General features: G+C 70.3%; 24 protein-coding genes. 6 read left to right on the top strand and 18 right to left on the bottom strand.

The features are described 5' to 3' along the window. Positions 1-531: HNH endonuclease signature motif containing protein (locus AU196_RS12220; protein WP_082695698.1), on the top strand; the 531-nt coding region annotated here is incomplete at its 5' end. Positions 532-574: 43 nt separating this feature from the next. Here the strand turns inward: AU196_RS12220 and AU196_RS12215 are convergent. The 10 genes from AU196_RS12215 to AU196_RS12170 are packed head-to-tail and all read right to left on the bottom strand — an operon-like array spanning position 575 to position 10,984. Continuing rightward, entirely contained in the window at positions 575-1,486 is a 912-nt protein-coding gene (locus AU196_RS12215; protein WP_059095339.1) for an LLM class F420-dependent oxidoreductase, read from the bottom strand. Between the two features lie 29 nt (positions 1,487-1,515). Then, positions 1,516-2,358: an alpha/beta fold hydrolase gene (locus AU196_RS12210; protein ID WP_059095338.1), complete on the bottom strand. Its 843-nt coding sequence runs from the start codon at positions 2,356-2,358 to the stop codon at positions 1,516-1,518. 5 nt (positions 2,359-2,363) lie between these two features. Beyond that, positions 2,364-3,593, bottom strand: coding sequence for a vWA domain-containing protein (locus AU196_RS12205; RefSeq protein ID WP_059095337.1), 1,230 nt, complete (start codon positions 3,591-3,593; stop codon positions 2,364-2,366). Then, positions 3,590-4,249 (bottom strand): SRPBCC family protein, encoded by a 660-nt coding sequence (locus AU196_RS12200; protein WP_059095336.1) that lies wholly within the window; start codon positions 4,247-4,249, stop codon positions 3,590-3,592. Before AU196_RS12200 ends, AU196_RS12205 begins: the two co-directional genes overlap by 4 nt. A gap of 16 nt (positions 4,250-4,265) precedes the next feature. Further along, complete coding sequence (locus AU196_RS12195; RefSeq protein ID WP_082695696.1) at positions 4,266-5,156, bottom strand: AAA family ATPase; 891 nt, start codon at positions 5,154-5,156, stop codon at positions 4,266-4,268. Continuing rightward, positions 5,143-5,913: an XdhC family protein gene (locus AU196_RS12190; protein WP_059095347.1), complete on the bottom strand. Its 771-nt coding sequence runs from the start codon at positions 5,911-5,913 to the stop codon at positions 5,143-5,145. The genes AU196_RS12195 and AU196_RS12190 overlap by 14 nt, the downstream gene beginning before the upstream one ends. A 2-nt stretch (positions 5,914-5,915) precedes the next feature. After that, complete coding sequence (locus AU196_RS12185) at positions 5,916-8,306, bottom strand: aerobic carbon-monoxide dehydrogenase large subunit (RefSeq protein ID WP_059095334.1); 2,391 nt, start codon at positions 8,304-8,306, stop codon at positions 5,916-5,918. Next, positions 8,303-8,878 (bottom strand): (2Fe-2S)-binding protein, encoded by a 576-nt coding sequence (locus AU196_RS12180; RefSeq protein WP_059095333.1) that lies wholly within the window; start codon positions 8,876-8,878, stop codon positions 8,303-8,305. The genes AU196_RS12185 and AU196_RS12180 overlap by 4 nt, the downstream gene beginning before the upstream one ends. A gap of 2 nt (positions 8,879-8,880) precedes the next feature. Continuing rightward, entirely contained in the window at positions 8,881-9,756 is an 876-nt protein-coding gene (locus AU196_RS12175) for an FAD binding domain-containing protein (protein ID WP_059095332.1), read from the bottom strand. Positions 9,757-9,814: 58 nt separating this feature from the next. Next, positions 9,815-10,984 carry an XdhC family protein gene (locus AU196_RS12170; protein WP_059095331.1) on the bottom strand — a complete coding sequence of 390 codons (1,170 nt, stop codon included), beginning with the start codon at positions 10,982-10,984 and terminating at the stop codon, positions 9,815-9,817. 35 nt (positions 10,985-11,019) lie between these two features. Here AU196_RS12170 and AU196_RS12165 point away from each other — a divergent pair, with 35 nt between their 5' ends. Then, the gene (locus tag AU196_RS12165; protein ID WP_059095330.1) at positions 11,020-11,976 is read left to right on the top strand and encodes a LysR family transcriptional regulator; all 957 of its coding nucleotides are present in this window, start codon (positions 11,020-11,022) and stop codon (positions 11,974-11,976) included. 5 nt (positions 11,977-11,981) lie between these two features. Here AU196_RS12165 and nhaA read toward each other — a convergent pair whose 3' ends face one another. Together nhaA and AU196_RS12155 are read right to left on the bottom strand one after the other, a co-directional pair. Further along, the gene (nhaA, locus tag AU196_RS12160) at positions 11,982-13,823 is read right to left on the bottom strand and encodes a Na+/H+ antiporter NhaA (protein ID WP_059095329.1); all 1,842 of its coding nucleotides are present in this window, start codon (positions 13,821-13,823) and stop codon (positions 11,982-11,984) included. After that, on the bottom strand, positions 13,820-15,031 hold the full coding sequence (locus tag AU196_RS12155) for a glycoside hydrolase family 76 protein (RefSeq protein ID WP_059095328.1): 1,212 nt from the start codon (positions 15,029-15,031) through the stop codon (positions 13,820-13,822). The genes nhaA and AU196_RS12155 overlap by 4 nt, the downstream gene beginning before the upstream one ends. Before the next feature lie 91 nt (positions 15,032-15,122). Here AU196_RS12155 and AU196_RS12150 point away from each other — a divergent pair, with 91 nt between their 5' ends. Both AU196_RS12150 and AU196_RS12145 read left to right on the top strand, forming a co-directional pair. Further along, positions 15,123-15,665 carry a TetR/AcrR family transcriptional regulator gene (locus AU196_RS12150; RefSeq protein ID WP_059095327.1) on the top strand — a complete coding sequence of 181 codons (543 nt, stop codon included), beginning with the start codon at positions 15,123-15,125 and terminating at the stop codon, positions 15,663-15,665. After that, positions 15,662-17,230: an MFS transporter gene (locus AU196_RS12145; RefSeq protein ID WP_059095326.1), complete on the top strand. Its 1,569-nt coding sequence runs from the start codon at positions 15,662-15,664 to the stop codon at positions 17,228-17,230. Before AU196_RS12150 ends, AU196_RS12145 begins: the two co-directional genes overlap by 4 nt. On the opposite strand, the gene AU196_RS12140 is transcribed toward AU196_RS12145, so the two are convergent. The 5 genes from AU196_RS12140 to clpB form a co-directional block, all read right to left on the bottom strand. Continuing rightward, positions 17,132-17,788: a TrmH family RNA methyltransferase gene (locus AU196_RS12140; RefSeq protein WP_059095325.1), complete on the bottom strand. Its 657-nt coding sequence runs from the start codon at positions 17,786-17,788 to the stop codon at positions 17,132-17,134. The genes AU196_RS12145 and AU196_RS12140 overlap by 99 nt on opposite strands. Further along, the gene (locus tag AU196_RS12135) at positions 17,781-18,677 is read right to left on the bottom strand and encodes a hypothetical protein (protein ID WP_059095324.1); all 897 of its coding nucleotides are present in this window, start codon (positions 18,675-18,677) and stop codon (positions 17,781-17,783) included. Before AU196_RS12135 ends, AU196_RS12140 begins: the two co-directional genes overlap by 8 nt. A 6-nt stretch (positions 18,678-18,683) precedes the next feature. Then, positions 18,684-19,460, bottom strand: coding sequence for an SDR family NAD(P)-dependent oxidoreductase (locus AU196_RS12130; RefSeq protein ID WP_059095323.1), 777 nt, complete (start codon positions 19,458-19,460; stop codon positions 18,684-18,686). 15 nt (positions 19,461-19,475) lie between these two features. After that, positions 19,476-20,342, bottom strand: a complete 867-nt coding sequence (ttfA, locus tag AU196_RS12125; RefSeq protein WP_059095322.1) for a trehalose monomycolate transport factor TtfA — start codon at positions 20,340-20,342, stop codon at positions 19,476-19,478. Between the two features lie 180 nt (positions 20,343-20,522). Beyond that, positions 20,523-23,069 carry an ATP-dependent chaperone ClpB gene (gene clpB / locus AU196_RS12120; RefSeq protein WP_059095321.1) on the bottom strand — a complete coding sequence of 849 codons (2,547 nt, stop codon included), beginning with the start codon at positions 23,067-23,069 and terminating at the stop codon, positions 20,523-20,525. A 195-nt stretch (positions 23,070-23,264) separates the two neighbouring features. On the opposite strand from clpB, the gene AU196_RS12115 reads away from it, so the two are divergent. Together AU196_RS12115 and AU196_RS12110 are read left to right on the top strand one after the other, a co-directional pair. Beyond that, on the top strand, positions 23,265-23,831 hold the full coding sequence (locus AU196_RS12115; protein ID WP_502687257.1) for a CYTH domain-containing protein: 567 nt from the start codon (positions 23,265-23,267) through the stop codon (positions 23,829-23,831). A gap of 31 nt (positions 23,832-23,862) precedes the next feature. After that, positions 23,863-24,528, top strand: coding sequence for a GAP family protein (locus AU196_RS12110; RefSeq protein ID WP_059095319.1), 666 nt, complete (start codon positions 23,863-23,865; stop codon positions 24,526-24,528). Here the strand turns inward: AU196_RS12110 and AU196_RS12105 are convergent. Next, entirely contained in the window at positions 24,516-25,151 is a 636-nt protein-coding gene (locus tag AU196_RS12105) for a TetR/AcrR family transcriptional regulator (protein WP_197415772.1), read from the bottom strand. The genes AU196_RS12110 and AU196_RS12105 overlap by 13 nt on opposite strands. Positions 25,152-25,238 lie beyond the last annotated feature (87 nt).

The raw sequence follows: 25,238 nt of genomic DNA, 5'->3' as shown, positions 1-25,238 counted from the left end.
GTCATGCATCTCGACATCAAAGACCGCATCGCCGCCCTCCACCTCGGCCCGCTGCTGTCGGATGCCGATCGCCGCTACCTCAGCTGTGACGCCACCTGCGAGGTCTGGTTCGAACGCGACGGCCAACCCCTCGGCGCCGGGCGCACCACCCGACTGATCAACCGCCGCCTGCGCCGCGCCCTCGAGCACCGCGACCGCACCTGCGTCGTGCCGGGTTGTGGGGCCACCCGCGGGCTGCACGCCCACCACCTCCAGCATTGGGAAGACGGCGGACCGACCGACCTGGACAACCTCGTGCTGCTCTGCCCGTTCCATCACCGGGCCCACCACCGCGGACTCATCACCATCACCGGACCGGCCGGCCAACTGGTCATCACCGACAGCCGGGGGCACACCATGCACTCGGGGTCGTTGGCGCGGCCACCCACCACCGCCCCACCGACCGTGCCGCCCTACCGCGGACCATCCGGCGAACGCGCCGACTGGTGGTGGTACACCCCTTACGAGCCCCCACCACCCACCGCCAACTGAGCCGAGATCGGTTGACGCTCAGCGGTATTCGTGAGCGCGCTGCCTACTTCCCGAGCCCCAGCGCGTCGGCGAGCTCACGCAGCGCCGGCCGCGGGTCGGCCATCGGGTTGTCGCCGAGCACCTGCAGCACCACGTGGTCGGCGCCGGCGTCCAGATGCGCCGTCACCGAGGCGGCGGCGTCAGCGACCGACCCCATGCCGACGACCCCGCGGGCCAGCCGGTCCGATCCGCCGCGCACCAGATCCAACTCGTCGAACCCCTGCCGCAGCCACGAATTGCGGTAGTTCGGCAACCCGCTGTAGACCTCGAGGTGCTGGTGCGCGCGGCGCAACTGGTCGGCGTCGTCCCCGCCGATCGCGACGGCCTGCTCCGACACGATCCACTTGTCCGGCCCGAGGATGTCGCGGGTGGTGCGGGTCTGCTCGGGGGTGACGAGGTACGGGTGGGCGCCGTCCGCGTGCGTGCCGGACAGCTCGATCATCTTCGGGCCGAGCGCGGCGAGCAGCCGGGTCGGCCGGGGCGCACCGGGCTCGATCGCCTCCGACACCGCGGCCATCTTCTCGAGGTAGGACCGCATCGTCGCCAGCGGTTTCGAGTACGTCCCACCCATGCCGTGCTCGACCAGCGGGGCGTGGCTCACGCCGAGCCCGAGCACGAAGCGGTTCGGGTGCAGCGCGTTGAGCGTGCGCCCACCGGTCTCGGCCGCCGAGGGCAGCCGGATGTGGATGTTCGCGATGCCGGTGCCGATCACCAGCCGGTCGGTCGCGGACAGGAACGCCGCCGACTGGGTCAGGCACTCCTTGCCCGTCACCTCGGGGATGAACAGCGAGCCGTAGCCGAGCGCCTCGATCTCGCGCGCGACGTCCTGCGCGTCGGTGATCGACCAGGTCTCGCTGGCCCACCAGACACCGATACGGGCGGGGAATTCGATGGTCGGCCTGCTGGATTCGCTCACCGGCCCAACCTAACCGGACCGCGGAGAGGTCAGGCGCTCGGGTGGGCGGCGAACCACTCCAGCATCAGGCCGGCCAGTTCGTCGGGGCGTTCCTCGGGGATCCAATGCGAGGCACCGGACATCACCTCGAAGCGGTACTCCCCGGACACGTAGTTGACGGTGTCGTAGGCCGCCTTGGCCAACAGCGCGGGGTCGTTGTCGCTCCAGACGAACAGCGTCGGGACCGTGATCTTGCCGCCGGCGGCGCGCGGATCCATCAACGGCATCCCCCGGTACCAGTTGATGCCCGCGGTCAGCGCGCCCGGTTCGCGCATCGCGGCGACGTCGCGTTCGGCGCGCTCTGAGGTCTGACCGATGCGCTGCAACCAGCGGTTCGCGACCCGGCCGCCCTGCCCGAGGAGCAGCCGCTCGGGCAGGTACGGCAGCTGGAAGAAGTACATGTACCAGGAGGCCAGACCCTGTCTGCTGGTGGGGATCGCCTTGAGAAACGCCCCCGGATGCGGCACGGACACCGGAACCAGGGTGGCGAGCCGCTCGGGCATCTCCGCGGCGACGCTCCATGCGACGGCGGCGCCCCAGTCGTGGCCGACGAGGTGCACCCGGTCGGCTCCGCTCGCATCGATCAGGGCGCCGACGTCGGCGACCAGTTCGGGGATGCGGTAGTCACGGCGCCGCTTCGGCCGCGCGCCGGGAGAGTACCCCCGCTGGTTCGGCGCCAGGCAGCGGTAGCCCTGCGCGGTGAGCCGCTCGATGATCGCGTCCCAGCTGCTGTTGCGCTGCGGGAAACCGTGCAGCAGCACCACGACCGGGCCGTCGGCCGGTCCCTCGTCCCGAACGTCGAACACCAGACCGTCGCGCCGAAATTGATCCATGGCCCTCAGCATGGCATCCGGTGCGGGGCGGCGGGCCCACTTCGCCCGCGCATCAGCACGTCGAACAGGTCCCGGAGCCCGCTGATCGAGTGGGCCGGCATGAAGTCGTCGCAGAAGGGCAGCGCCGCGGCCATCGAGCCGGCCAGTGGCCGGTAATCGGCATGGGCGGCGCGCGGGTTGAGCCACACCACGCGATACGCCCGGCGGCGGACCCGGGCCAGCGCGTGCACCAGGACGTCCGGAGGGTCGCTGTCCCATCCGTCCGAGGCGATGATCACCACCGCCCCGCGCAGGACCGCGCCGTGGGAACCCGACACCAGTTCACCGATGCTGCGCCCGACGTGTGTGCCGCCGTAGCGGTCGGCCACCGTCTCGTTGGCCCGGACCAGCGCCAGCTCCGGTGACCGGTGGGACAGCACCGCGGTGAGCCGGGTCAGTGACGTCGAGAACGCGAACACCTCGGGCCGGAGGCGGTCCTTCCGCATCATCACCGCCCGCATGAGGTGCAGGTAGACCGTCGCGTAGGCCTGCATGGAGCGGCTGACGTCGCAGATCAGCACGATGCGGCGATCCCGGTGCCGACGACGCGTACGGGTGAGCTGGATGGGCTCCCATCCGGTGGTGCGGGATGCCCGGACGGTACGACGAAGGTCGATGCGATCGCCGCGAGGGTGTGCTCGACGGCGCAGGGTGCGGCGGCGCGGCCAGTGGGGCGCGGCGTCCTCCAGCCACTGGCCGAGCAGCCGAAGATCCTCGGGCTCGAACTGGTCGAACGGCTCGTCGGCGCGCGCGACGATCCGGCTGGGCAGCACGTCGGGCAGCGTGATCGTGCCCTCCGATCCGGCGGCCGCGCTGATGTTCGCCGGCCGGGTGATCCACGGCAAGCCGTCGACGTCCTGCGGCGGACCCTGCCCGGGCCGGGCTGCCGGACTCGACGCCACCGGATCGGTGGACCGCTGTCTCATCCCGGCCGGGTCGAGGCCCAGCACCGCGTCGGCGAACACCGCCTCGAACACACGGTCGAAGGTCTCGAGATCGTCGGCGCGGTTGACCAGGGTCAGGCGGGCGGCCCAGTACAGGTCGGTGCGCCGGCTGGGCCGCAGGGCCCGCATCGCGTGCACGAACTCCGCGGGCCCGCTGGCCGATACCACCACCCCGCCGCCGCGCAGCCTCGCGACCAGCGCGACCGCGAACGCCGCCAGGTCGACCCCGCGCAGCAGCAGGGGTGTGCTCATCGCCGTCGGCGTCGCGTCACCAGCAGCAGCACCAGGAGCAGAAGCAGCGCGCCGACGGCCGGCGGCGCGTACTTCTTGACGGCTCCGCCGCCGGCGAGATCGAGCAGGTCGATGGGCGGCGCCTCGACCGGCGGGGCAGGCGGGGCCGGCGGGGCGGGAGCCACCGGCTGATCGGGTGCGGCGACCTCCTGGCCGGCGGCGGGCGGGGCGGCGTCGTCGGCGAGCTTGGTCTCCAGCGATTCGACGAACTGGCCGAGCAGCTTCTCCGACACCTGCTGCAGCATGCCGCTGCCGAACTGCGCGAGCTTGCCGACGATCTTCAGATCGGTGTCGACGGTGACGCGGGTGTGATCGCCGGCGGGGTGCAGTTGTGCGGTGACGGTCGCCGCGGCGTTGCCCGTGCCGCGCGCCTCCTTGCCGCGGCCGTCGATGACGGCGCGGTGCTCGGCCCGGTTCTGCTCGACGAAGTGGACCTTGCCGTTGAACTCACTGGTCACCGGTCCCACCTTGACCTTGACCTTGCCCATCACGTCGTCGCCGTCACGCCCGGTCATCGACGCTCCCGGCATCAACGGGATGACCTGTTCGAGGTCGGTCAGCACATCCCAGGCCCGCTCGATCGGCGCGCTCACCGTGAACTCGTTCGCGATCTTCATCGACTTCCTTCCTGCCTCATGTCCAACTGTGGTCGACCAGCGCATCGCGCAGCACCGCACGGTCGTCGGGCGTCTTGGCCAGCGCGCTGAAGCCGGCGAGGACGGTGTCGACGGACTCGACGAGTTCGGCCACCCCCAGGGTCACCAGGGCGGCCACCCAGTCGATGGTCTCCGCGATCCCCGGCGGTTTGTCCAGGTCGAGTTCCCTTGCCACGCCGACGAATTGCGCAGCCTGCTCGATGAGCGCGGTGGTGGCGCCGGGCACGCTCCTGCGGAGAATGGCCACGGCCCGTTCCGGCTCCGGGTAGTCGATCCAGTGGTACAGACAACGCCGCCGCAACGCGTCGTGCAGGTCGCGGCTGCGGTTGGAGGTGAGCACGGCGATGGGCGGCGCGGCGGCGACGAAGGTGCCGATCTCGGGGACGGTCACGCTCGACTCGCCGAGGAACTCGAGCAGCAGTGCCTCGAATTCGTCGTCCGCGCGGTCGATCTCGTCGATCAGCAGCACCGGCGGTGCCGGGCCGGAGTGCCGCACGCACCGCAGGATGGGCCGGTCGGCCAGATACGTCTCGGTGTAGAGGTCGGCTTCGGTGATGCGGTCACCGCGCGCCTCGGCCAGGCGGATGCTCAGCAGCTGCCGCTGGTAGTTCCAGTCGTAGAGCGCTTCTCCCGCTGTCAGCCCCTCGTAACACTGCAACCGGACCAGCGGTGCGCCGAGCACGTCGGCGAGGGTCTTGGCCGCCGTGGTCTTCCCGACCCCCGGCTCACCCTCGAGCAGCAGCGGGCGGCCGAGTGTCGTCGCCAGATAGATCGCGGAGGCGGTGCCGGTGTCGAGGAGGTGGTCCCGCCGGTCGAAACGGGCGACGACGTCGGCGACGTCGACGAAGGGCGGGTCAGTGGCAGTGATGATGGTCCTCCGCAGTGCCCGCCTCGGCGACCCGCGGCGCGGCTGCGTCGACGTGAATGGCCGAGATCAGTTCCGCCGCAATGGACACCGCGATCTCGGCCGCGGTGCGGGCGCCGATCGGCAGACCGACCGGGGTGTGCACCCGGGCGCGCTCGACGTCGGTCAGGTGCAGGCCGTCGAGCACCGCGGCGCCGCGCACCCGGCTGGCCACCAGCCCGATGTACCCGACACCGGCATCGAGTGCGGCGCGGATCATCTCGGCTTCCGGTCCGCCGTGGCTGGCGATCACGACCGCGGTGGTGTCGGCGAGTTCGCCCGCCGAGCGGGTGACCTCGTACCCGAGGACGGCGCACACCTCGGTCAGCGCCTCGGCGATCGGCGTGGCCCCGCAGATCCGCACCAGCGGCGGCGGCACCTCGGGCACCAGGAAGATCTCCAGGGCTCCGCCGGACAGGCAGGGGTTGACCACGACGCATGCGCCGGGGGCGTCCGGGAAGTGCACGTCCCCGTCGGGTAGCACCCGCAGCAGGACGCTCTGGTTCGACTGCAGCGCCCCGAGCGCCGCCTTGCGCACCGAGTTCTGCGCGCACTCGCCGCCGACGAAACCCTCGATGGTGCCGTCGGACAACAGGATCGCCTCGTCGCCGGGGTGCGCCGACGTCGGCTGCTGGGCCCGCACCACCGTGGCGCGGACGAACGGGGTGCGCGTCCGCAGCAGCTGCTGCGCACGGTCGTGCATCGTGGTGGCGGACCTCATGATCAGATGGGCGGTGTCGGCCGGCCCTGCATGGCCTCCCACACCCGCGAGGGGGTGAGCGGCATGTCCGCGTGCCGAACGCCGAACGGCGCCAACGCATCGACGACCGCGTTCACAACCGCGGGCGGCGAACCGACCGTGGCGGACTCACCGATTCCCTTGGCGCCGATCGGGTGGTGCGGGGACGGGGTGACGGTGTGGCCGGTCTCCAGGTTCGGTACCTCCAGCGCGGTGGGGATCAGATAGTCCATCAGCGACCCGCCGAGGCAGTTGCCTTCCTCGTCGAACGCGATCATCTCCATGAGCGCCATCCCGATCCCGTCGACGATGCCGCCGTGCACCTGGCCCTCGATGATCATCGGGTTGATCCGCGTGCCGCAGTCGTCGACGGCGAGGAAGCGTCGGACCTTGACGACCGCGGTGCCCGGATCGACGTCGACCACGCAGAAGTAGGCACCGTACGGATACGTGAGGTTCTCCGGGTTGTAACAGATCTGGGCGTCCAGCCCACCCTCGATACCCTCCGGCAGGTCGCCGGCGCCGTGCGCGCGCATCGCGATGTCCTGGATGGTCACCGACGCCGCCGGGTCGCCCTTGACGTGGAAGGCGCCCTTGTCCCACTCGAGGTCGGCGACCGACGCCTCCAACATCCCCGAGGCGATGATCTTCGCCTTGTCCCGCACCTTGCGCGCGACCAACGCGGCCGCCGCGCCCGACACCGGGGTGGAGCGGCTGCCGTAGGTGCCCAAGCCGAACGGGGTCTGGTCGGTGTCGCCGTGCACCACCTCGATGTCGTCGGGCGGGATGCCCAACTCCTCGGCGACGATCTGGGCGAAGGTGGTCTCGTGGCCCTGCCCCTGGGTCTGGACCGACAGCCGGACCACGGCCTTGCCGGTCGGATGCACCCGCAGCTCACAGCCGTCGGCCATGCCGAGTCCCAGGATGTCCATGTCCTTGCGCGGCCCGGCGCCCACGGCTTCGGTGAAGAACGCCATCCCGATGCCCATCAGTTCGCCGCGCTCACGTTTCTCGGCCTGTTCGGCCCGCAGTCGGTCGTAGCCGATCATCTCCATGGCCTTGCGCATGGTGGTCTCGTAGTCGCCGGAGTCGTAGGTCCACCCGGTCTTCGACCGGTACGGGAACTGATCGGGTTTGAGCAGGTTCTGCAACCGCAACGCGGCAGGGTCCATCTTCAGCTCGAAGGCCAGGCAGTCCACCAGCCGCTCGACGAAGTACACCGCCTCGGTGATCCGGAACGAGCATGCGTAGGCCACCCCGCCGGGCGCCTTGTTCGTGTACACGGCGGTCATGTGGCAGTAGGCGGCCTCGATGTCGTAACTGCCGGTGAACACCCCGAAGAAGCCGGCCGGGTACTTCGTCGGCGCCGCAACGCCGTTGAACGCGCCGTGGTCGGCCAGCACGTTCGAGCGGATGGCCAGGATCCTGCCGTCGCGGGTGGCGGCGATCTCGCCGACCATGATGTAGTCGCGGGCGAATCCGGTCGAGGTCAGGTTCTCGCTGCGGTCCTCCATCCACTTGACCGGCTTGCCGAGCAGCAGCGAACCCACGATGGCGCAGACGTATCCGGGATAGATCGGCACCTTGTTACCGAAGCCGCCGCCGATGTCGGGCGAGATCACCCGGATCTTGTGCTCGGGCAGCCCGGCGACCAGGGCGTACAGCGTGCGGTGCGCGTGCGGCGCCTGGGTGGTCGACCACAGCGTGAGCTTCCCGCTGACCGGGTCGAGGTCGGCGACCGCCCCGCAGGTCTCCATCGGCGCGGGATGCACACGCGGATAGACGATCTCCTGTTTGACCACGACGTCGGCCCTGTCGAACGCCGCGTCGGTGGCGGCGGCGTCGCCGGTCTCCCAGTCGAAGCAGTGGTTGTCGGTCTTGCCATCGAGGTCGGTGCGGATCACCTCCGCCTCGGGGTCCAGTGCCCGACGGACGTCGATGACCGGGTCGAGAGGCTCGTAGTCGACGTCGATCAGCTCGACGCCGTCGCGGGCCGAGTAGCGGTCCTCGGCGACGACGAACGCCACCTCCTGGCCTTGGAACCGCACCTTGTCCGTGGCGAGTACGGCCTGCACGTCGTTGGACAGGGTCGGCATCCACGCCAGGCCCTTCTCCGCCAGGTCCGCGCCGGTGACGACCGCCTTGACCTTCGGATGCGCCTCGGCGGCCGAGGTGTCGATGCTCGCGATGCGCGCATGCGCGTACGGGGAGCGGAGGATCGCCAGGTGCAGCATGCCGGGCAGCTGGACGTCGTCGACGTAGTTACCGCGCCCGCGGATGAACCGCGGATCCTCCTTGCGGAGCATCCGGCCGTAGCCGCACGGCTTCTTGTCGTTGTCCGCCTGCGCCTCCGGGCGCTCCTCCACCGCCGTCATGATGGGCTTCCTGTCTCGATGAGATGGTCCCCGGCCACCGGGCCGAGGGTGTCGTCGCGCTGCGCCTGCGGTGCGAAATCGTCTGCGGACGGGGCCGGTTCGACGACGCGGCCGCGCGCGTGCTCAGCGGCCCACTGCACCGACCGCACGATCGTGGTGTATCCGGTGCACCGGCAGATCTGCCCGGATATCGCTTCGCGGATCTCGCCCTCGGTGGGGTCGGGGTTGCGGTCCAGCAGGGCGCGGGCGGTGATCATCATGCCCGGGGTGCAGAACCCGCACTGCAGGCCGTGGCACTGCATGAACCCTTCCTGAACCGGGTCGAGCGTCCCGTCGATCTCGAGTCCCTCCACCGTGCGGACGTCGTGGCCGCCTGCCATCACGGCCAGCATGGTGCACGACTTCACGGGCTCGCCGTCGACGAGCACCACGCACGTCCCGCAGTTGCTGGTGTCACAGCCCCAGTGGGTTCCGGTGAGCCGCAACTGGTCCCGCAGGAAGTGCACCAGCAGCATCCGCGGTTCGACGTCGGCGCTCACCTGCTCGCCGTTGACGGTCATGGTCACCTGCATGCTCAGGCCCTCTCTCGGATGCGCCGCACCGCGGTGCGCAGGTTGCGGACGGTCAGTTCGGAGGCGAGGTGGCGCTTGTACTCGGCGCTGCCCCGCATGTCCGAGTCGGGTGCGCACGCCTCGGCGGCCAGACGGCCCGCGTCGGCGAACGTGTCCTCGTCGGCGGTCCGCCCGACCAGTGCCGCACCGGCCGCGGCCAACGCATCGGCATCGGGGTTCACCGCGGTGAGGCCGATGCGGGCGGCGGTGATGGCGTCACCGTCGAGCGTGACCATCGCCCCTGCGGCCGTGACCGCCCAATCCCCCACCCGGCGCTCGACTTTCGTGTAGGCGCTGGAGGTGTTCGGCGACAGCGGGACACGCACCTCGGTCAGGATCTCGTTGTGCGCCAACGACGTCTCGTACGGCCCTTCGAGGAAGTCGTCGATCGGGATCTCGCGCTGACCGGACGGTCCGCGGGCCACGCAGACCGCTCCGAGGGTCTGGCAGACGGTGGTGAGGTCCTCGGCGGGGTCGGCCTGGCACAGCGACCCGCCCAGCGTGCCGCGGTTGCGGACCACCGGGTCCGCGATCATGTGTTCGGCGTCGGCGAAGATCGGGCACGCCTCGGCCAGCTCGGTTGATTCGAGGACCTGCCGATGCCGGGTCATCGCGCCGATGTGCACGGCCTTGGCGCCGACGGTGATGTAGCCCAGTTCGCCGGTCAGGTCGTTGATGTCGACCAGGTACTCCGGGTTCGCGATGCGCAACTTCATCATCGGCAGCAGGCTGTGTCCGCCCGCCACGATCATGGCGCCGTCACCGAGCCGGTCGAGCAGGCCGATCGCGTGGTCGACGCTGGTGGCGCGTTCGTATTCGAAGGGACCGGGCACCTGCATGTGATCGCCCTCACAATCGTCGGAAGGGCCTTCAGTGTCGGCCCGCCCGACGCGGGCGTCAATACCGGGTTAAGGAATCACTTAACTCACTGTCTTTGCCCTGCTCATGGTGGATGCGGCCGTCGGTGTCGGTGAGCCGGCGGCCGGTTCCACCCCACCGGGCGGCGATGATCTCGGCGGCGATCGAGACCGCCGTCTCCTCGGGCGTGCGGGCCCCGATGTCGAGCCCGATGGGGCTCGCCAGCCGGTCGAGTTCGGCGTCGGTGAGGCCGGCCTCCCGCAGCCGGGCCAGCCGGTCGGCGTGCGTGCGACGCGAACCCATGGCGCCGATGTAGGCGACCCGCGCGTGGTCGGGCAACCGCAGGGCCACCTCCAGCAGCGGGACGTCGAACTTGGGGTCGTGGGTCAGCAGGCAGATGACGGTTCTCGCGTCGACGGCACCGGCCTCGATCTGCGCGGTCAGGTAGCGGTGCGGCCAGTCGACGACGACCTCGTCGGCGGTGGGGAAGCGGGCGGTGGTGGCGAACACCGGCCGGGCGTCGCACACCGTCACCTGGTAGCCGAGGAAGGACCCCTGCTGTGCCACGGCGGCGGCGACGTCGATGGCGCCGAACACCAGCATTCGCGGCCGCGGGGCGTACGCCGCGACGAACACCTCCATGCCCGCACCGCGCCGCTGGCCGTCGGGTCCGTAGGTCAACACCTCGTTGCGACCGGTGGCCAACAGCCCCCGGGCGTCGTCGGTCACCGCGGCGTCGGCGCGCGGCGATCCCAGCGTGCCGCTCACGGCGTCGGGGCGGACCACCAGGCGACGCCCCACCCGGGTGGGGTCGGGGTGGGCGATGACGGTGGCCAACGCGACGGGGCGATGCGACTCGATGTCCTCGACGACGGCCTCGAGGTCGGGGAACGTCGCCGGCGAGACGGGCTCGACGAACACGTCGAGGATGCCGCCGCACGTCAACCCGACGGCGAAGGCGTCGTCATCGCTGACGCCGTAACGCTGCAGCGCCGGAATCCCGCTGCCGACGACGTCACCGGCGAGTTCGTACACGGCGCCCTCGACGCAGCCTCCCGACACCGAACCGGTCACCGTGCCGTCGGGCGCCACCACCATCGCGGCGCCGGGCTGGCGCGGCGCCGACCGGAAGGTGCGCACGACCGTCGCCACACCCGCCGTGCCGCCGGTCCGCCACACTGCTGACAGGGCGCTCAGCACGTCTCTCACGCTGCCCAATGTAGGCCCACCGTAGGCTGCACACCGTGACACCCGCTCAGCTCCGGGCCTATTCGGCGGTGGTGCGACTGGGTTCCGTGCGCGCGGCCGCCGAGGAGCTCGGCATGTCGGACGCGGGTATCTCCATGCACGTCACGCAGCTGCGCAAGGAACTCGACGATCCGCTGTTCAGCCGGACGTCGGCGGGGTTGGCGTTCACCCCGGGCGGCCTCCGGCTCGCCAGCCGCGCCATCGAGATCCTGGGACTGCAGCAGCAGACCGCGATCGAGGTGACCGAAGCGGCTCACGGCAGGCGGTTGCTGCGCATCGCTGCGTCGACGATGTTCGCCGAACACGCCGCGCCCGGACTGATCGAGCTGTTCTCCTCGCGAGCCGACGACCTCTCGGTGGAGTTGTCGGTGCATCCGACGAGCCGGTTCCGTGACCTCGTCGAGTCACGGGCGGTCGACATCACGCTCGGCCCGGCGCCCGCCGACCCCGGACCCGGCCTCGTCGTCCGCCCCTTCCTCAAATACCAGATCATCGCCGTCGCCGGCCCGGACAACACCGCTGGCCGGGGCGTCCCGACCGCCGAGCGGTTGCGCGAGCAGGACTGGATGCTGGGTCCGTCGGCGGGCAGCGTCGACGGTGAGGTCGCCGCGATGCTGCGGAACCTGGCGATCCCGGAGTCCCGGCAGCGCATCTTCCAGAGCGAGGCGGCCGCGCTCGAGGAGGTGCAGCGCGTCGGCGGCGTGACGCTGACCCTCGGATTCGCGGTGTCGAAGGATCTGTCGTCGCGCCGCCTGGTGCAGATCAAGGGGCCGGGCCTGCAGTCGTCCGGGGAGTGGTTCGCCTCGACGCTGACCCCGGCCGCGCGCCAACCGGCGGCCTCGGAACTGGTGCGGTTCATCACCACACCCCGCTGCACACAGGCGATGATCCGCGGCAGCGGCGTCGGCGTCACCCGGTTCAAACCGAAGGTGCACGTCACCCTCTGGAGTTGAGGCGGCTAGCGGGCCGCCTCCAGCGCGCGGATCAGGCTGGCCGCATCCCACGGGCCCTTGTGACGGGTGCCGTTGACGAAGAACGTCGGCGTGGAATTGAGGTCCATCACCTCGGCGTCCTGCGCGTCGTCGCGCACCCGGTGCAGCACCTTCGAGGCATGGACCCGCACATCCTGGTCGAACTGCTCGATGTCGAGCCCGATCGCGACCGCGTAGCGGTACATGTCCGACCACTCCAGATCGTCCTGGTGGGCGAACAATTCGCGACCCATCTCGAAGAACTTGCCCTGCAGCGCGGCGCCCTCGCTGGCGCGGGCGGCGTCGAATGACCGCGGGTGCGCGCGTTCGAGCGGCAGGTGGCGCCACACGTACAGCAGGTCGTCGCCGAAGTGGGCGCGCACCTCGTCGATGGCGCCGGTCGCGCGGCCGCAGAAGGGGCATTCGTAATCGCCGTACTCGACGAGGACGAGCGGGGCATCCGGATCACCGCGGATGTGGTCGCGCTCCGGATCGACGTCGCGCACCAGGGTGAGCCCGACCGGTTCCGGCGGACTGACCCAGTCGGTGAGCCGAAAGAGCGCCCAGCCCAACGTGAATGCCAGGACCGAGGCGACCAGCACGCCGACGCGGGCCTCGTCCTGACGGGCCGGGTCCTCGATCGCGACGTCGACGATGAACAGGGAGATCGTGAAACCGATCCCGGACAGCGCCGCTCCCCCGGCCACTCGCCGCAGCGAGAGACCGGGTGCGAGCTGCCCCCAACGGGTGGCGCTCACGAGTGCGGTGGCCGCGGTGATCCCGACGAACTTCCCGATCACCAACCCGGCCACGATGCCCCACGTCAGCGTCGAACTCATCGCGGCGGTGACGGTCTCCTCGTCGAGGTGCACGCCGGCGTTGGCGAGGGCGAAGATCGGCAGCACCACGTACGACACGTAGGGCCCGACGGCGATCTGCAGCCGCTCGTTGATCGAGATCGACTCGCGCAGGCCACGGGTCACCGCGCGGGCGTACTGCGGGTTCGGTGACTGGCGGAACGCCCGGACCAGGTCGGCGGTCTGCTCGACCCGTCTGCGCTCGGGAGTGAAGACCGGGATGAGCAACGCGACGGCCACACCCGCCAGCGTCGGGTGCACGTGGGCGAGGTACAGCGCGATCCACAACGCGAAACCCAGTACGGCGTATGCGGGTCCGCGCAGGGTGGGCAGTCTGCGCACCAGCGCCAGCGCGGCGATGAGCAGCGCGGCGACCGCCAGCGGGGTGAGTTCCAGGTCGTCGGTGTAGAACAGCGCGATCGCGCCGAGGGCGCCGACATCGTCGACGACGGCCAACGTCAGCAGGAAGATCCGCAGGCGCGCGGGGAATTTGGGTTTGATCACCGCCAGCGCGCCGACCAGGAAGGCCGTGTCGGTGGAGATCACCACACCCCAGGCCTGCGCGTCCTCCCCGGAGGGGTTGAAGGCGAGGAAGATGACGGCGGGAACGATCAGCCCGGCGATGGCCGCGACGACGGGCACCGCGGCCCGCGACCGGTCGGTCAGTTCGCCGATCACGAACTCGCTCTTGACCTCCAATCCGACGATGAAGAAGAAGAACGCCATCAGTCCGTCGTTGACGAGGTGCTTGACCGACAACGCGGCGCGGTACTCCCCGAAGCTGACCGCGACATCGGTGTCCCAGAATGCCGAATAGGTGTGCGCCCAGGGCGAATTCGCCCACAGCACAGCCAGCACGGTGGAGGCCAGCAACAGCGCTGCCGCCCGGTTACCGCTCGAGCGCGGGGTCTTCGGGTCCCGGCTGAAGCGGCTGGGCAGCGAACCGATGGTGCGTGCGGGCGCCTCGGTCACGTTTCGGTGGGCCCTGTTTCGGTGTCGGTTTCGGTGTCGGTTTCGCTGTCGACGGGCTCCGCGCCGGAGGGCTGGCCGCTGACCGTGTGGGCGGCTTCCATGAGCATCCAGCCCGAGAGTTGCACGGACAGATCGCGCTCGGGGATCTCGGAGGCGTTGACCGCGCCCTCGACGGATTCGGCCTGCCGCCCGACGGTGGTGGGCAGCTCCGCGGTGCGCTCCCAGGATGCGCCGAACAGCGGGAGCCCGGCGCCCTCACTCCCGACGGTCTGCCGGTTCGCCCATGCCGCCTCCGCGGACGTGAGCACGATCCGTCGTGCGGTGTCGCGGGCCGCGACGTCCTCGGCCGTGTCCCCCGGGAGCGTGGTGGCGACCAGCGCGAGGTAGCGCGCGAGGATGCCGTTGAACAGGCCGCCGTCCCCGCCGCCGGTGCCCTTGATGGTCCCTTCGGGGGCCATGTGTTCGGCGACCGCGCCGACCAGCCGGTGCACCCGCAGGGCGTGTTCGCCACCCCCGCCGTCATCACCGATGCGTGCCGCCAGCTCCGTCTCCAGGCCGAGGACCACGCCCTGGCAGTACGTGTACTGCGCCCGCACGAGCGATCCACCCTTGATGCCGTCGAACACCAGATGGGTCTCCGGGTCGATGAGCACCTCGTCGATCCAGTCGGCCATCTGCTGGGCGCGCCGCAGCCGGTCACCGCGGGCGGTGACGTGGCGGGCCAGGAAGATCCCGGCGGGGCCGTTGGCCGGCGCGTTGAAGAACTGATCCTGTTTGCGCCACGGGATGCCGCCGCCGTCCTCCGGCACCCAGGAGTTCACGAACTGCTCACTCAGCGTCTCGAGCGCCCGGGGTTTCGCCACCCCGGCGAGCCGGCCGGCGCGTTCCAGGGCCAGCGCCAGCCACGCCATGTCGTCGTAGTAGTCGTTGGTCCACCGGCCGATGTTGCGCAGGCGGTGCGCGCGGATCTGCCGGACGATGCGGGCCCGGCGCTCCGGGCCGGGGTCGCGGACCTGCGCGTCGACGAGACAGTCCAGCAGGTGGGCCTGCCACCAGTAGTGCCAGGTGCGGAACTGCTTGTGCGGGCCGGCCGCCGGCCAGGCCACCACACCGAGTTGGGTGCCCGGCAGCCCCCAGAGGCGTCGCAGATGCCGTTGGGTGATCGCCGCCTCGGCGCTGGCCGCCCGGTTGGCCCACAGCTGATTCATGGGTCGATCCTGCCTCACCGCACCCGCCGCGGGAACCGCTCCGAGAAGAAGCGATGAGACAAAAATGTCTCAGATGAGATACTCTCGCTTCATGGCGACGGATCGTGAGGCGGTGCTGCGCGCTGCCGCGGACTTCCTGGGCCGTCGGCCGAACGCGACCCAGGACGAGATCGCGGCCGCCGTCGGCGTCAGCCGGGCGACATTGCACCGGCACTTCGCCGGGAAACCGGCGCTGATGGCCGCACTCGACGACCTCGCGATCGCCGAGATGCGCACCGCGGTCGAGACCGCGCGGCTGTCGGAGGGTTCGGCGGCCGACGCGCTGCGCCGACTGGTCACCGCCTGCCGGCCGGTGTCGCCGTATCTGGCACTGCTCTACAGCCAGAGCCAGGACATCGACGGCGACCAGTCCATGCAAGGCTGGGCCGAATCCGACGCCGCGATCACCGCGCTGTTCGAACGCGGCCAGCGGGCGGGCGAGTTCCGTCCCGACCTGACCGCGGCCTGGCTGACCGAAGCGCTCTACAGCCTCGTCGCCGGCGCCGGTTGGTGTATCCAGGTCGGCCGAGCGGCCGGCCGCGACTTCGAGCGCATGATCTCCGAACTACTGCTGACTGGAGTGCAGACCCCATGACCCGCCGCTGGCTCGCCCTGGGAGTGCTCACCCTCGCGGTCCTGCTCATCGGCATCGACGGCACCGTCCTGGCGCTCGCGACACCGTTCATCAGCAGCGATCTGCACACCTCCGCCACCGAACTGCTGTGGATCGGCGACATCTACTCGTTCGTGCTCGCCAGCCTGCTGATCACGATGGGCAGCCTCGGTGACCGCATCGGCCACCGCAAGCTCCTGCTAAGTGGGGCAACGTTTTTCGCGGTGGTGTCGGTCGCCACCGCCTACGCTCCCACCGCCGAGGCGCTGATCGGCGCCCGCGCGCTGCTCGGCGTCGCGGGGGCGACGCTGGCGCCGGCCACCCTCGCGCTGATCCGCGGCATCTTCACCGATGCCCGGCAGCGCTCCATGGCCGTCGGCATCTGGGCGGCCGCGTTCTCGGCCGGCGCCGCCCTCGGGCCGGTGGTGGGCGGCGTTCTGCTCGAACACTTCTGGTGGGGTTCGGTGTTCCTGATCAACGCGCCCGTGATGGTCGTGTTGCTGATCGGCGGGCTCACCCTGCTGCCCGAGCACCGCAATCCCGAACCGGGGCCGTGGGATCTGCCCAGCGTCGGGTTGTCGATGGTCGGCATCCTCGGCGTGGTCTACGCGATCAAAGAAACCGCGGCGCACGGCCCACGGCTGAGCGCCCTGGCGGCCGCCCTGGCCGGTGCGCTCGCATTGACGTCGTTCGTGCGCAGGCAGTTGCGGCTGCCCAGCCCGTTGATCGACGTCCGGTTGTTCGCCAACCGCGCGTTCTCGGGTGTCGTCGGGGCGAATCTGCTGTCGGTGCTGGGCCTTTCGGGTCTGGTGTTCTTCCTGTCGCAGTACTTCCAGCTGGTGCAGGGGTACAGCCCGCTGGGCGCCGGACTGGCCGAACTGCCCGCGGCGGTGACCGCCACGGTGTTCGGTGTGCTGGCCGGGTTCGCGGTGCGCCGCTGGACCCGACGCACCGTGCTGACCACGGGCCTCGCCCTGGTGGGTGTCGCGATGGCCACGCTCACGACGATCCACCCGGCCTCCCCGTACCCGCACCTCGGCATCGCGCTGTTCGTGGTCGGCGTCGGGCTGGGGCTGGCGTTCACCGTGGCCAGCGACGTCATCCTGGCCAGCGTTCCGCGGGAACGCGCGGGCGCGGCCGCCGCCGTCTCGGAGACCGCCTACGAACTGGGGATGGCGCTGGGCATCGCGGTCGTCGGCTCGATCCTCACCGGGGTGTACCGCACCCTCGTCCTGCCGCCGGGCCTGTCGCCCGCCGCCGCGACACAAGCCCGCGACTCGCTGGCCGCGGCGACCGACGTGGCCGCCGGGCTCCCGCCCGCGCAGGCCGGTGCACTGCTCGACGCGGCGCGCGAATCGTTCAGCAGCGGACTGGCGATCGCGTCCGGTGTCGGCGCGGCGTTGATGCTCACCTCGGCGGTGACGGTGTGGGTGCTGCTGCGCGAGCGGCTACCAGGCCTTGCCGAGGTCGGCGTGCTGGACGATCCAGGTGTGCATGGCGATGCCGGCGGCGACGGCCGCGTTGATACTGCGTGTCGAGCCGAATGAGGCGATCGACACCGTCAGCCGCGCACCGGTTTTCGCGTCGTCGGTGATGCCGGGCCCCTCCTGGCCGAAGATCAGCAGGCACTCACGCGGCAGCTCGGTGTGCTCGAGCGGGACCGCCCCCGGGACGTTGTCGACCGCGACGGCGGTCAGACCCGCCCCGGCCGCGAAGTCGAGCAGTTCGGCCGTGCTGTCGTGGTGGCGCAGCCGCTGGTAGCGGTCGGTGACCATGGCGCCCCGGCGGTTCCAGCGGCGACGGCCGACGATGTGCACGGTGTCGACCGCGAAGGCGTTGGCGGTGCGCACCACCGAACCGATGTTGGCGTCGTTGCCGAAGTTCTCGATCGCGATGTGCAACGGGTGTCTGCGCCGGTCGATGTCGGCGACGATCGCGTCGCGGGTCCAGTAGCGGTAGGCGTCGACCACGTTGCGGGTGTCGCCGTCGCGCAGCAGGTCCTCGTCGTAGCGCGGATCCTCGGGCGGGTCGCCCAGCCGTTCCCGATCCCACGGTCCGACACCGGGGCCCTCACCCCACTCGGTGGGGCCGGGCGCCTCAGTCACCGATGGTCCACAGCGCGGCGTGGGTCCCGATGACCGACACCGAGGCGAACAGCAGCGCCTGGTTGATCTCACCCTGCGTACACAGGGAGGCGCGCAGGTTCACCGCGTCACGCGACGCATCCGGAAGCACCAGCACCGACGCCCCGTACGCCGCGCACGCGAAACTGAGCCCCTTACCCGGCAGCGTCGGCGCGACGACGATCATCAGCGGGCCCCCGCGGCGCGCGGAGTCCTCGCGGTACCGGCTCGCCAGACCGTCGATCTGGAGGCCGAGCAGCATGTAGCCGTTGCCGCTGAAGGCCTCGGGATCGCCCAGTGCGGCCTGGTTCAGCTGAGCGCCGTCGGCGCGGAACGCATCGAGGGTGGTGGTCTTCAGCGTGAGTCCGGTCTCGGTGTCCTTGGTGGGCAGCAGCCCGACCGGGAACGCCGCCGCGTAGGCGACGGTGGTCCCGGCCATCCGGTCCTGCGGCGAATAGGCGTAGACGCCGCGCACCTGGTTCTGGTCGCGCTGCGGGCCCAGGCACACCGTGCCGCTGAGCCGGTCGGGGTTCGGCGCGGACAGCGGGTTGATGGTGAGCGCGTCGACGTTCTCGCACCCACCGAGCCCGTTCGCCTCGATCGGGTGCGCCAACGCTCCGTACAGCCCGAATCGCAGTGACTCGGCCGCCACCGGCTTACCGTCGCCCGAGTGGGCGGCGTCGACGTCGACGAGGACGTGGTCGGCCTCGAACCGCAGATTCGACACCGAGATGTTCCACCCCGAAACCGCCAGCGATTCACCGACTTTCGCGGTCGGCGCGGCGTAGGTGTCGGACGCGCCCTCGGCGTCCGAGCAGCCGGTGACCGTGACGAGCAGAACCGTCGCGACGACGGCGATGAGCGCGCGCACCGGCGATCAGGTGCGGCCGCGGCCGCGGCCGACGGTCCGTGTCATGGCGCGGACGAGGCTGCGCGGCACCAGCCGGCTGGCGGTGGTCATGACCTTGTACTGCACGCCGGGCACGATGACGACCTTCTCCTTGGCGACGTCGGCGATGCAGTCGCCGACCACGTCGTCGACCTCGAGCCACATCCACGACGGCGTCCCGGACATCTCGATGCCGGCGCGCTGGTGGAATTCGGTGCGGACGAAGCCGGGACACAGTGCGTGCACGCCCACCCCGGTGCCGCCGAGCCCGTTGGCCAGCCCCTCGGAGAACGCGATCACCCACGCTTTGGACGCCGAGTACGTCGACCCCCTGCCGGGCAACAGACCCGCGGCGCTCGCGACGTTGATGACCGTGCCTGCGTGCGCGTCGAGCATCGGCGGCAGGGCCGCGTGGGTGAGTTGCATGACCGCGGTGACGTTGACGTCGAGCTGGGACTGCAGCAGCGGATAGTCGGCCGTCCAGAACTCCCCGGAGGTGCCGAAGCCGGCGTTGTTGACGAGCACCCGGACGCCGTCGGCCAACCGCTCGGCGACCTTCGCGCGGTCGGTGGCGTCGGCGAGGTCGGCGGGGAGCACCTCGACCGCGGCGCCGGTCTCGGCGCGCAGACCGTCCGCGAGCGTGTCGAGGCGGGCGACGTCGCGGGCGACGAGGACGAGGTCGTAGCCGTCGGCGGCGTAGCGGCGGGCGAAGCCCTCACCGAGGCCGGAGGTCGGTCCGGTGATCAGGGCAACAGGACGAGGCATCGCGTCTGGGCGCCCTCAGCGCTGGAAGTTGGGCGACTGGTGCCCGTTGCGTGCCGGCGGGGTCCGGTGCGCGGTGTCGGGGCGTGCCGCGGGCGGGCCGTCGGGGCGGCCGGCCTCGGGACGCTGCGCATAGGGACGGGCCGGGGCGGCGGGGCCGGGACGGCCGGCGTCGGGGCGGCCCTGCGGCGGTTCCGGCTGACGGTGCGGCCCTGGCGTGATCGGCCGGCTCGGCGAACCGCTGCGCCGGGCGACGGCCTGCACGGAATCGGTCTGCGGGATCGGGGGCAGCACGCGCAGCAGGTCGTTGAACTGCCGCACGGTACGCAGCCCCTCGTCCCACTGAGCGCGGGTGCTGGTGACCGGCATGCTGATCAGCGTCCAGTGCTGCTCGTTCCACATGATCTCGGCGCAGTCGGGCGCGGTGTGGGCGAACGTGACCATGCGCCGGTCGCAGGCGCGGCGGGCCGCGTCGAGGTTGGTGGAGTACACCATCCGGGGCCCGATCGCGCCGAGCAGCCAGATGTCGTTCTCGCGGGGCTCCTTGATGCCCTTGAGCCGCATGTCCACGACGACGTTGGTGCCGACCTTGCGGTGCAGCGCGATGACGGTGGCGACGTCCTCGAGGTCGAAGATGAACACCGCCTCGCCGCGGATCTGGCCGAGCACGACGTTCTTGGCGGTGACGTCCCCGACGGTGGACATGACGCCGCGTTTCCAGCGGGTGAGGATGTCGGCGGATTCGTGTTCGTAGTCGAAGCCGTGCGACTTGGCCCACGACTTCCGGCGTCGACCGAGCCCGCGTCGACGGTCGATGTCGACGTAGAGAAGCACGGCTGCACCCACGAAGCAGAGCGCAGACAGCGTGAACCAGAGCGGGACCATCGGGCCTAGCCTACTTGCTGGTACCGCTTTCGCCCGAACTCAAGTTGGTCACAACCCCGTCTCAGGCTCTGCCAGAAGCCTCGTGAGTCACACAAGTCACGGTGTTGACGTCGACTCTGCGCGGAGGGCGGAAAAGTGCGAGTGCGCACAGCCCTCCGCGCAGAGTCAACGATTGTGGCGTCAGCCCAGGACGAGCGTTTCGCCGTCGGCACTGACGTTGACCGGCACGATGTCACCGTCGTGCACGTCGCCGGCCAACAGCATCTTGGCCAGCTGGTCACCGATGGCCTGCTGCACCAGCCGGCGCAGGGGCCGGGCGCCGTAGAGCGGGTCGAACCCGCGCTCGGCCAGCCACTTCTTCGCGGGCAGCGACACCTCGAGCGTCAGCCGGCGCTGCGACAACCGCTTGGCCAGCTGCTGCAACTGGATGTCGACGATCGACACCAGCTCTTCGGGGTTGAGCCCGTCGAAGATGATGACGTCGTCGAGCCGGTTGATGAACTCGGGCTTGAACGCCGAGCGCACCGCCGCCATCACCATCTCCTCGGTGCCGCCCGCGCCCAGGTTGGACGTCAGGATCAGGATGGTGTTGCGGAAGTCGACCGTGCGACCCTGCCCGTCGGTCAGGCGGCCCTCGTCGAGCACCTGCAGCAGCACGTCGAAGACGTCCGGGTGGGCCTTCTCGATCTCGTCGAACAGCACCACCGTGTACGGGCGGCGGCGCACCGCCTCGGTCAGCTGACCGCCCTGGTCGTAGCCGATGTAACCGGGAGGCGCACCGACCAGGCGGGCGACGGAGTGCTTCTCGCCGTACTCGCTCATGTCGATGCGGACCATCGCCCGTTCGTCGTCGAACAGGAACTCCGCCAGCGCCTTGGCCAGTTCGGTCTTGCCGACACCGGTCGGGCCCAGGAACATGAACGAGCCCGTGGGCCGGTTCGGGTCGGCCACGCCCGCGCGAGAACGCCGCACCGCATCGGACACGGCCTGCACGGCCTTCTTCTGGCCGACGACCCGCTTACCGAGTTCGTCCTCCATCCGCAGCAGCTTGGCGGTCTCGCCCTCGAGCATGCGGCCGGCGGGGATCCCGGTCCACGCCGACACCACCTCGGCGATGTCGTCGGGGCCGACCTCCTCCTTGAGCATCACGTCCTCGTGAGCCTGCGCGCTCGGGATGGCCGCGTCGAGCTTCTTCTCGACTTCGGGGATGCGGCCGTAGCGCAGCTCGGCGGCCTTCTCGAGGTTGCCGTCGCGTTCGGCCCGGTCGGCCTCCCCGCGCAGCGTCTCGAGCTGCTCCTTGAGTTCGCGGACGACGTCGATCGCGCTCTTCTCGTTCTGCCAGCGCGTGGTCAGCTCCGCCAATTTCTCCCGGTAGTCGGCCAACTCGCCGCGCAGCTTGGCCAAGCGTTCTTGCGACGCATCATCTGATTCCTTGGCCAGCGCCATCTCCTCGATCTCGAGACGACGGACCAGCCGCTCGACCTCGTCGATCTCGACGGGCCGGGAGTCGATCTCCATCCGCAGCCGGGAGGCGGCCTCGTCGACCAGGTCGATGGCCTTGTCCGGCAGGAAGCGGGCGGTGATGTAGCGGTCGGACAACGCCGCGGCCGACACCAGCGCGGAGTCGGTGATGCGCACACCGTGGTGCACCTCGTAGCGCTCCTTGAGGCCACGCAGGATGCCGACGGTGTCCTCGACCGACGGTTCGCCGACGTAGACCTGCTGGAAGCGGCGTTCCAGCGCGGCGTCCTTCTCGATGTACTTGCGGTACTCGTCGAGCGTGGTGGCGCCGACCAGCCGCAGCTCACCGCGGGCGAGCATCGGCTTGATCATGTTGCCCGCGTCCATCGACGAATCGCCGGTGGCGCCGGCGCCGACGATGGTGTGCAGCTCGTCGATGAACGTGATGATCTGGCCGGCCGAGTTCTTGATGTCGTCGAGGACGGCCTTGAGCCGCTCCTCGAACTCACCGCGGTACTTGGACCCGGCGACCATCGAACCCAGGTCGAGCGAGATGACGGTCTTACCGCGCAGACTCTCCGGGACGTCGCCCGCGACGATGCGCTGGGCCAGGCCCTCGACGATCGCGGTCTTGCCGACGCCCGGCTCACCGATGAGCACCGGGTTGTTCTTGGTGCGGCGGCTCAGCACCTGCACGACGCGGCGGATCTCGGTGTCCCGGCCGATCACCGGGTCGAGTTCGCCTTCGCGGGCGCGCGCGGTCAGGTCGGTGGAGTACTTCTCCAGCGCCTGGTAGCTGCCCTCGGGGTCCGGGCTGGTGACGCGGGCGCTGCCGCGGACCTTGACGAACGCCTCGCGCAGCGCCTGCGGGGACGCCCCGTGGCCGGTCAGCAGCTTGGCGACGTCCGAGTCGCCGGTGGCCAGGCCGACCATCAGGTGTTCGGTGGAGACGTACTCGTCGTCCATCTCCGTGGCGAGCTGCTGGGCGGCGGTGACCGCGGCCAGCGACTCACGCGACAGCTGCGGCTGGCTGCTGGCGCCACTGGCGCTGGGCAGCCGGTCGAGGAAGCGCTGCGTCTCGGCGCGAATCGTCGCGGGTTCGACGCCGACGGCCTCCAGAAGGGGTGCGGCAATGCCGTCGTTCTGCGTCAGCAGTGCCATCAACAAATGAGCGGGCGCGATCTGGGGGTTGCCTGCGGCACTGGCCGCCTGCAACGCCGAAGTCAGCGCCGCCTGGGTCTTGGTCGTCGGGTTGAACGAGTCCACGACACCTCCGATCGTCTGGTGAGAATGCTTGTCGCCATACTCAACGCGGTCAAGGTTGAGTCTGTTCCGCTCAAGTCTAGCTTTTTTTCGCGGACACGAACGCCAACTCCACGGTCCCGGCCGCACCCGGGCTAGCGTCGGCGTGTGTCCGACTTCGGCGACTTCGAGTACGAGCGGAAGTTCCTCGTCAGCGACATGCCCGCGGTGGCCGCCTCCGACCCGAGTCCGGCCCTGATCGCCCAGGCGTATCTGTTCGCCTCCGACGGCTATGCGGTACGAGTCCGGATACAGGGCCGGGCACCCGTGGACGTGGACGTCAGCCCTGCCGAGCTCGTGGCCGCACTGGGCGAGGAGGCGATCGGCACCATGACGGCCAAGGGGCCGGCCGCCGGCGGCACCCGCTACGAAGCCGAACGCGAACTCGATCCACTCGTCGCCGGGCAGATCGTCTCCCGGGCCGAGCACGTCGTGGTCAAGGTCCGATCGTCGGTCTGGCTGGGTGAGGACGGCTGGGTGATCGACCGGTTCCTGGGCGGCAACGCGCCGCTGGTGCTCGCCGAGGTGGAACGCGACTCCCCCGTCGTCGATCTGGTGATTCCGTCGTTCTGCACCACCGAGGTGTCCGAAGACGACCGGTTCCGCAACGAGCACCTGGCGTTCCACCCGTTCAGCGGATGGGCCGACGACTACCGCGGCGAACTGGAGCTGCTGGGGCCCACCTTCGTCGACACGCTGGGGTGCAACCGCTTCGACGGGACCTGAACCCCCGCCCGGCTTGCTACCTTGTCGCACCATGACCGGCAGCTGGGGAAGCGTGCTCACCGAACTGGTTCCGTTGGCCCTGGTCATCGCGCTCTCGCCGCTGTCCGTCATACCCGCGGTGCTGATGCTGCAGACGCCCCGGCCGCGTCCGACCGCGCTGGCCTTCATGGCGGGCTGGGTGATCGGCCTCGGGGTCCTGACCGCGATCTTCGTGGCGGTCTCGGGCGCGATCGGCGGTTTCGAGAAGCCACCGAGCTGGGCGTCCTGGCTGCGCATCGTCATCGGTGCCGCGCTGATCGTCTTCGGCGTCGTCCGCTTCGCGCGCAGGCATTCCTCGTCGCACCAACCGGCGTGGCTGCGCACCATGACGACCCTGGGCCCGGTGAAGGCGGCCGCCGCCGCCGCCGCGCTCACCGTCGCCAACCCGAAGGTGCTGTTCATCTGTGTCGCAGCCGGTTTGGCGATCGGCTCGGCCGGCCTGGGCACTGCCGTGTGGGCCGCGGTGGTGTACTTCGCCGCGATCGCCGGCTGCAGCGTCGCAGTGCCGGTCCTGGCCTACGCGGTCTCCGGCGGCCGACTCGACGATCCGCTCGCGCGGCTCAAGGACTGGATGGAGCGCAATCACTCCACCCTGATGGCGGTGATCCTCGTCGTCATCGGACTTCTGGTGTTGTACAAGGGAATTCACGCACTGTAACGCGGGAGTCCCAACTCGTCGGCGTCCGCGGTCAGGTATCGGGTCACCGTCGGGGCGAGCAGCGCCACCAGATCGTCCGCGGACAGCGTCGCCAGCGGCGGGATCTTCATGACGTACCGCAACATCGCGGTGCCGACCAGCGTGGTGGCGGCCAACATGGCGCGCAGTCGCGCCTGCTCGTCACCGCCCAGCACCCCGGACACCGCGCCGAGCACGTAGGTCTGCATGAAACTGCGGAACGCCTCGTGCGCCTCGCCGTTGGAGGTGGCCGACTGCAGCATCACCACCATGCTCGGTCCGGTGTCGGGCGACTCCCAGATCTGCAGGTACACCCGCACCATGCGGGTGCCGACGTCGCCGCCTGCCTCCGAGAGCGCCGCCACCAGCACCTGGGGATCGATGATCAGGCGCAGTGATTCGCGGAACAGGTCGAGCTTCGACCCGAACAGGTACAGCACCATCGACGGGTCGACGTGCGCGTCCTTCGCGATCGCCCGCAACGTGGTGCGTTCGTAGCCGTCGAGGGCGAACCGGTTCTTGGCCGCGGCGAGGACCGCCTCACGCGACACCGGCTCCCCCTGCCGCCGGCCGCGGCGTCGCGGCGTCTTCGCAGGTGAGGCCATATCGCGACCCTATCATTTCACTGACCGTTGAATAATTGGCCGCACGGGGTTACGCTCTGGCCACGAATTTCAACGACAGATGAAAAG

The organism is Mycobacterium sp. IS-1742 (assembly GCF_001500125.1).
GTDB lineage: Bacteria > Actinomycetota > Actinomycetes > Mycobacteriales > Mycobacteriaceae > Mycobacterium.
The sequence above is the reverse complement of the archived record's forward strand: the minus strand, read 5'-3'. Positions and strand labels throughout refer to the sequence as shown.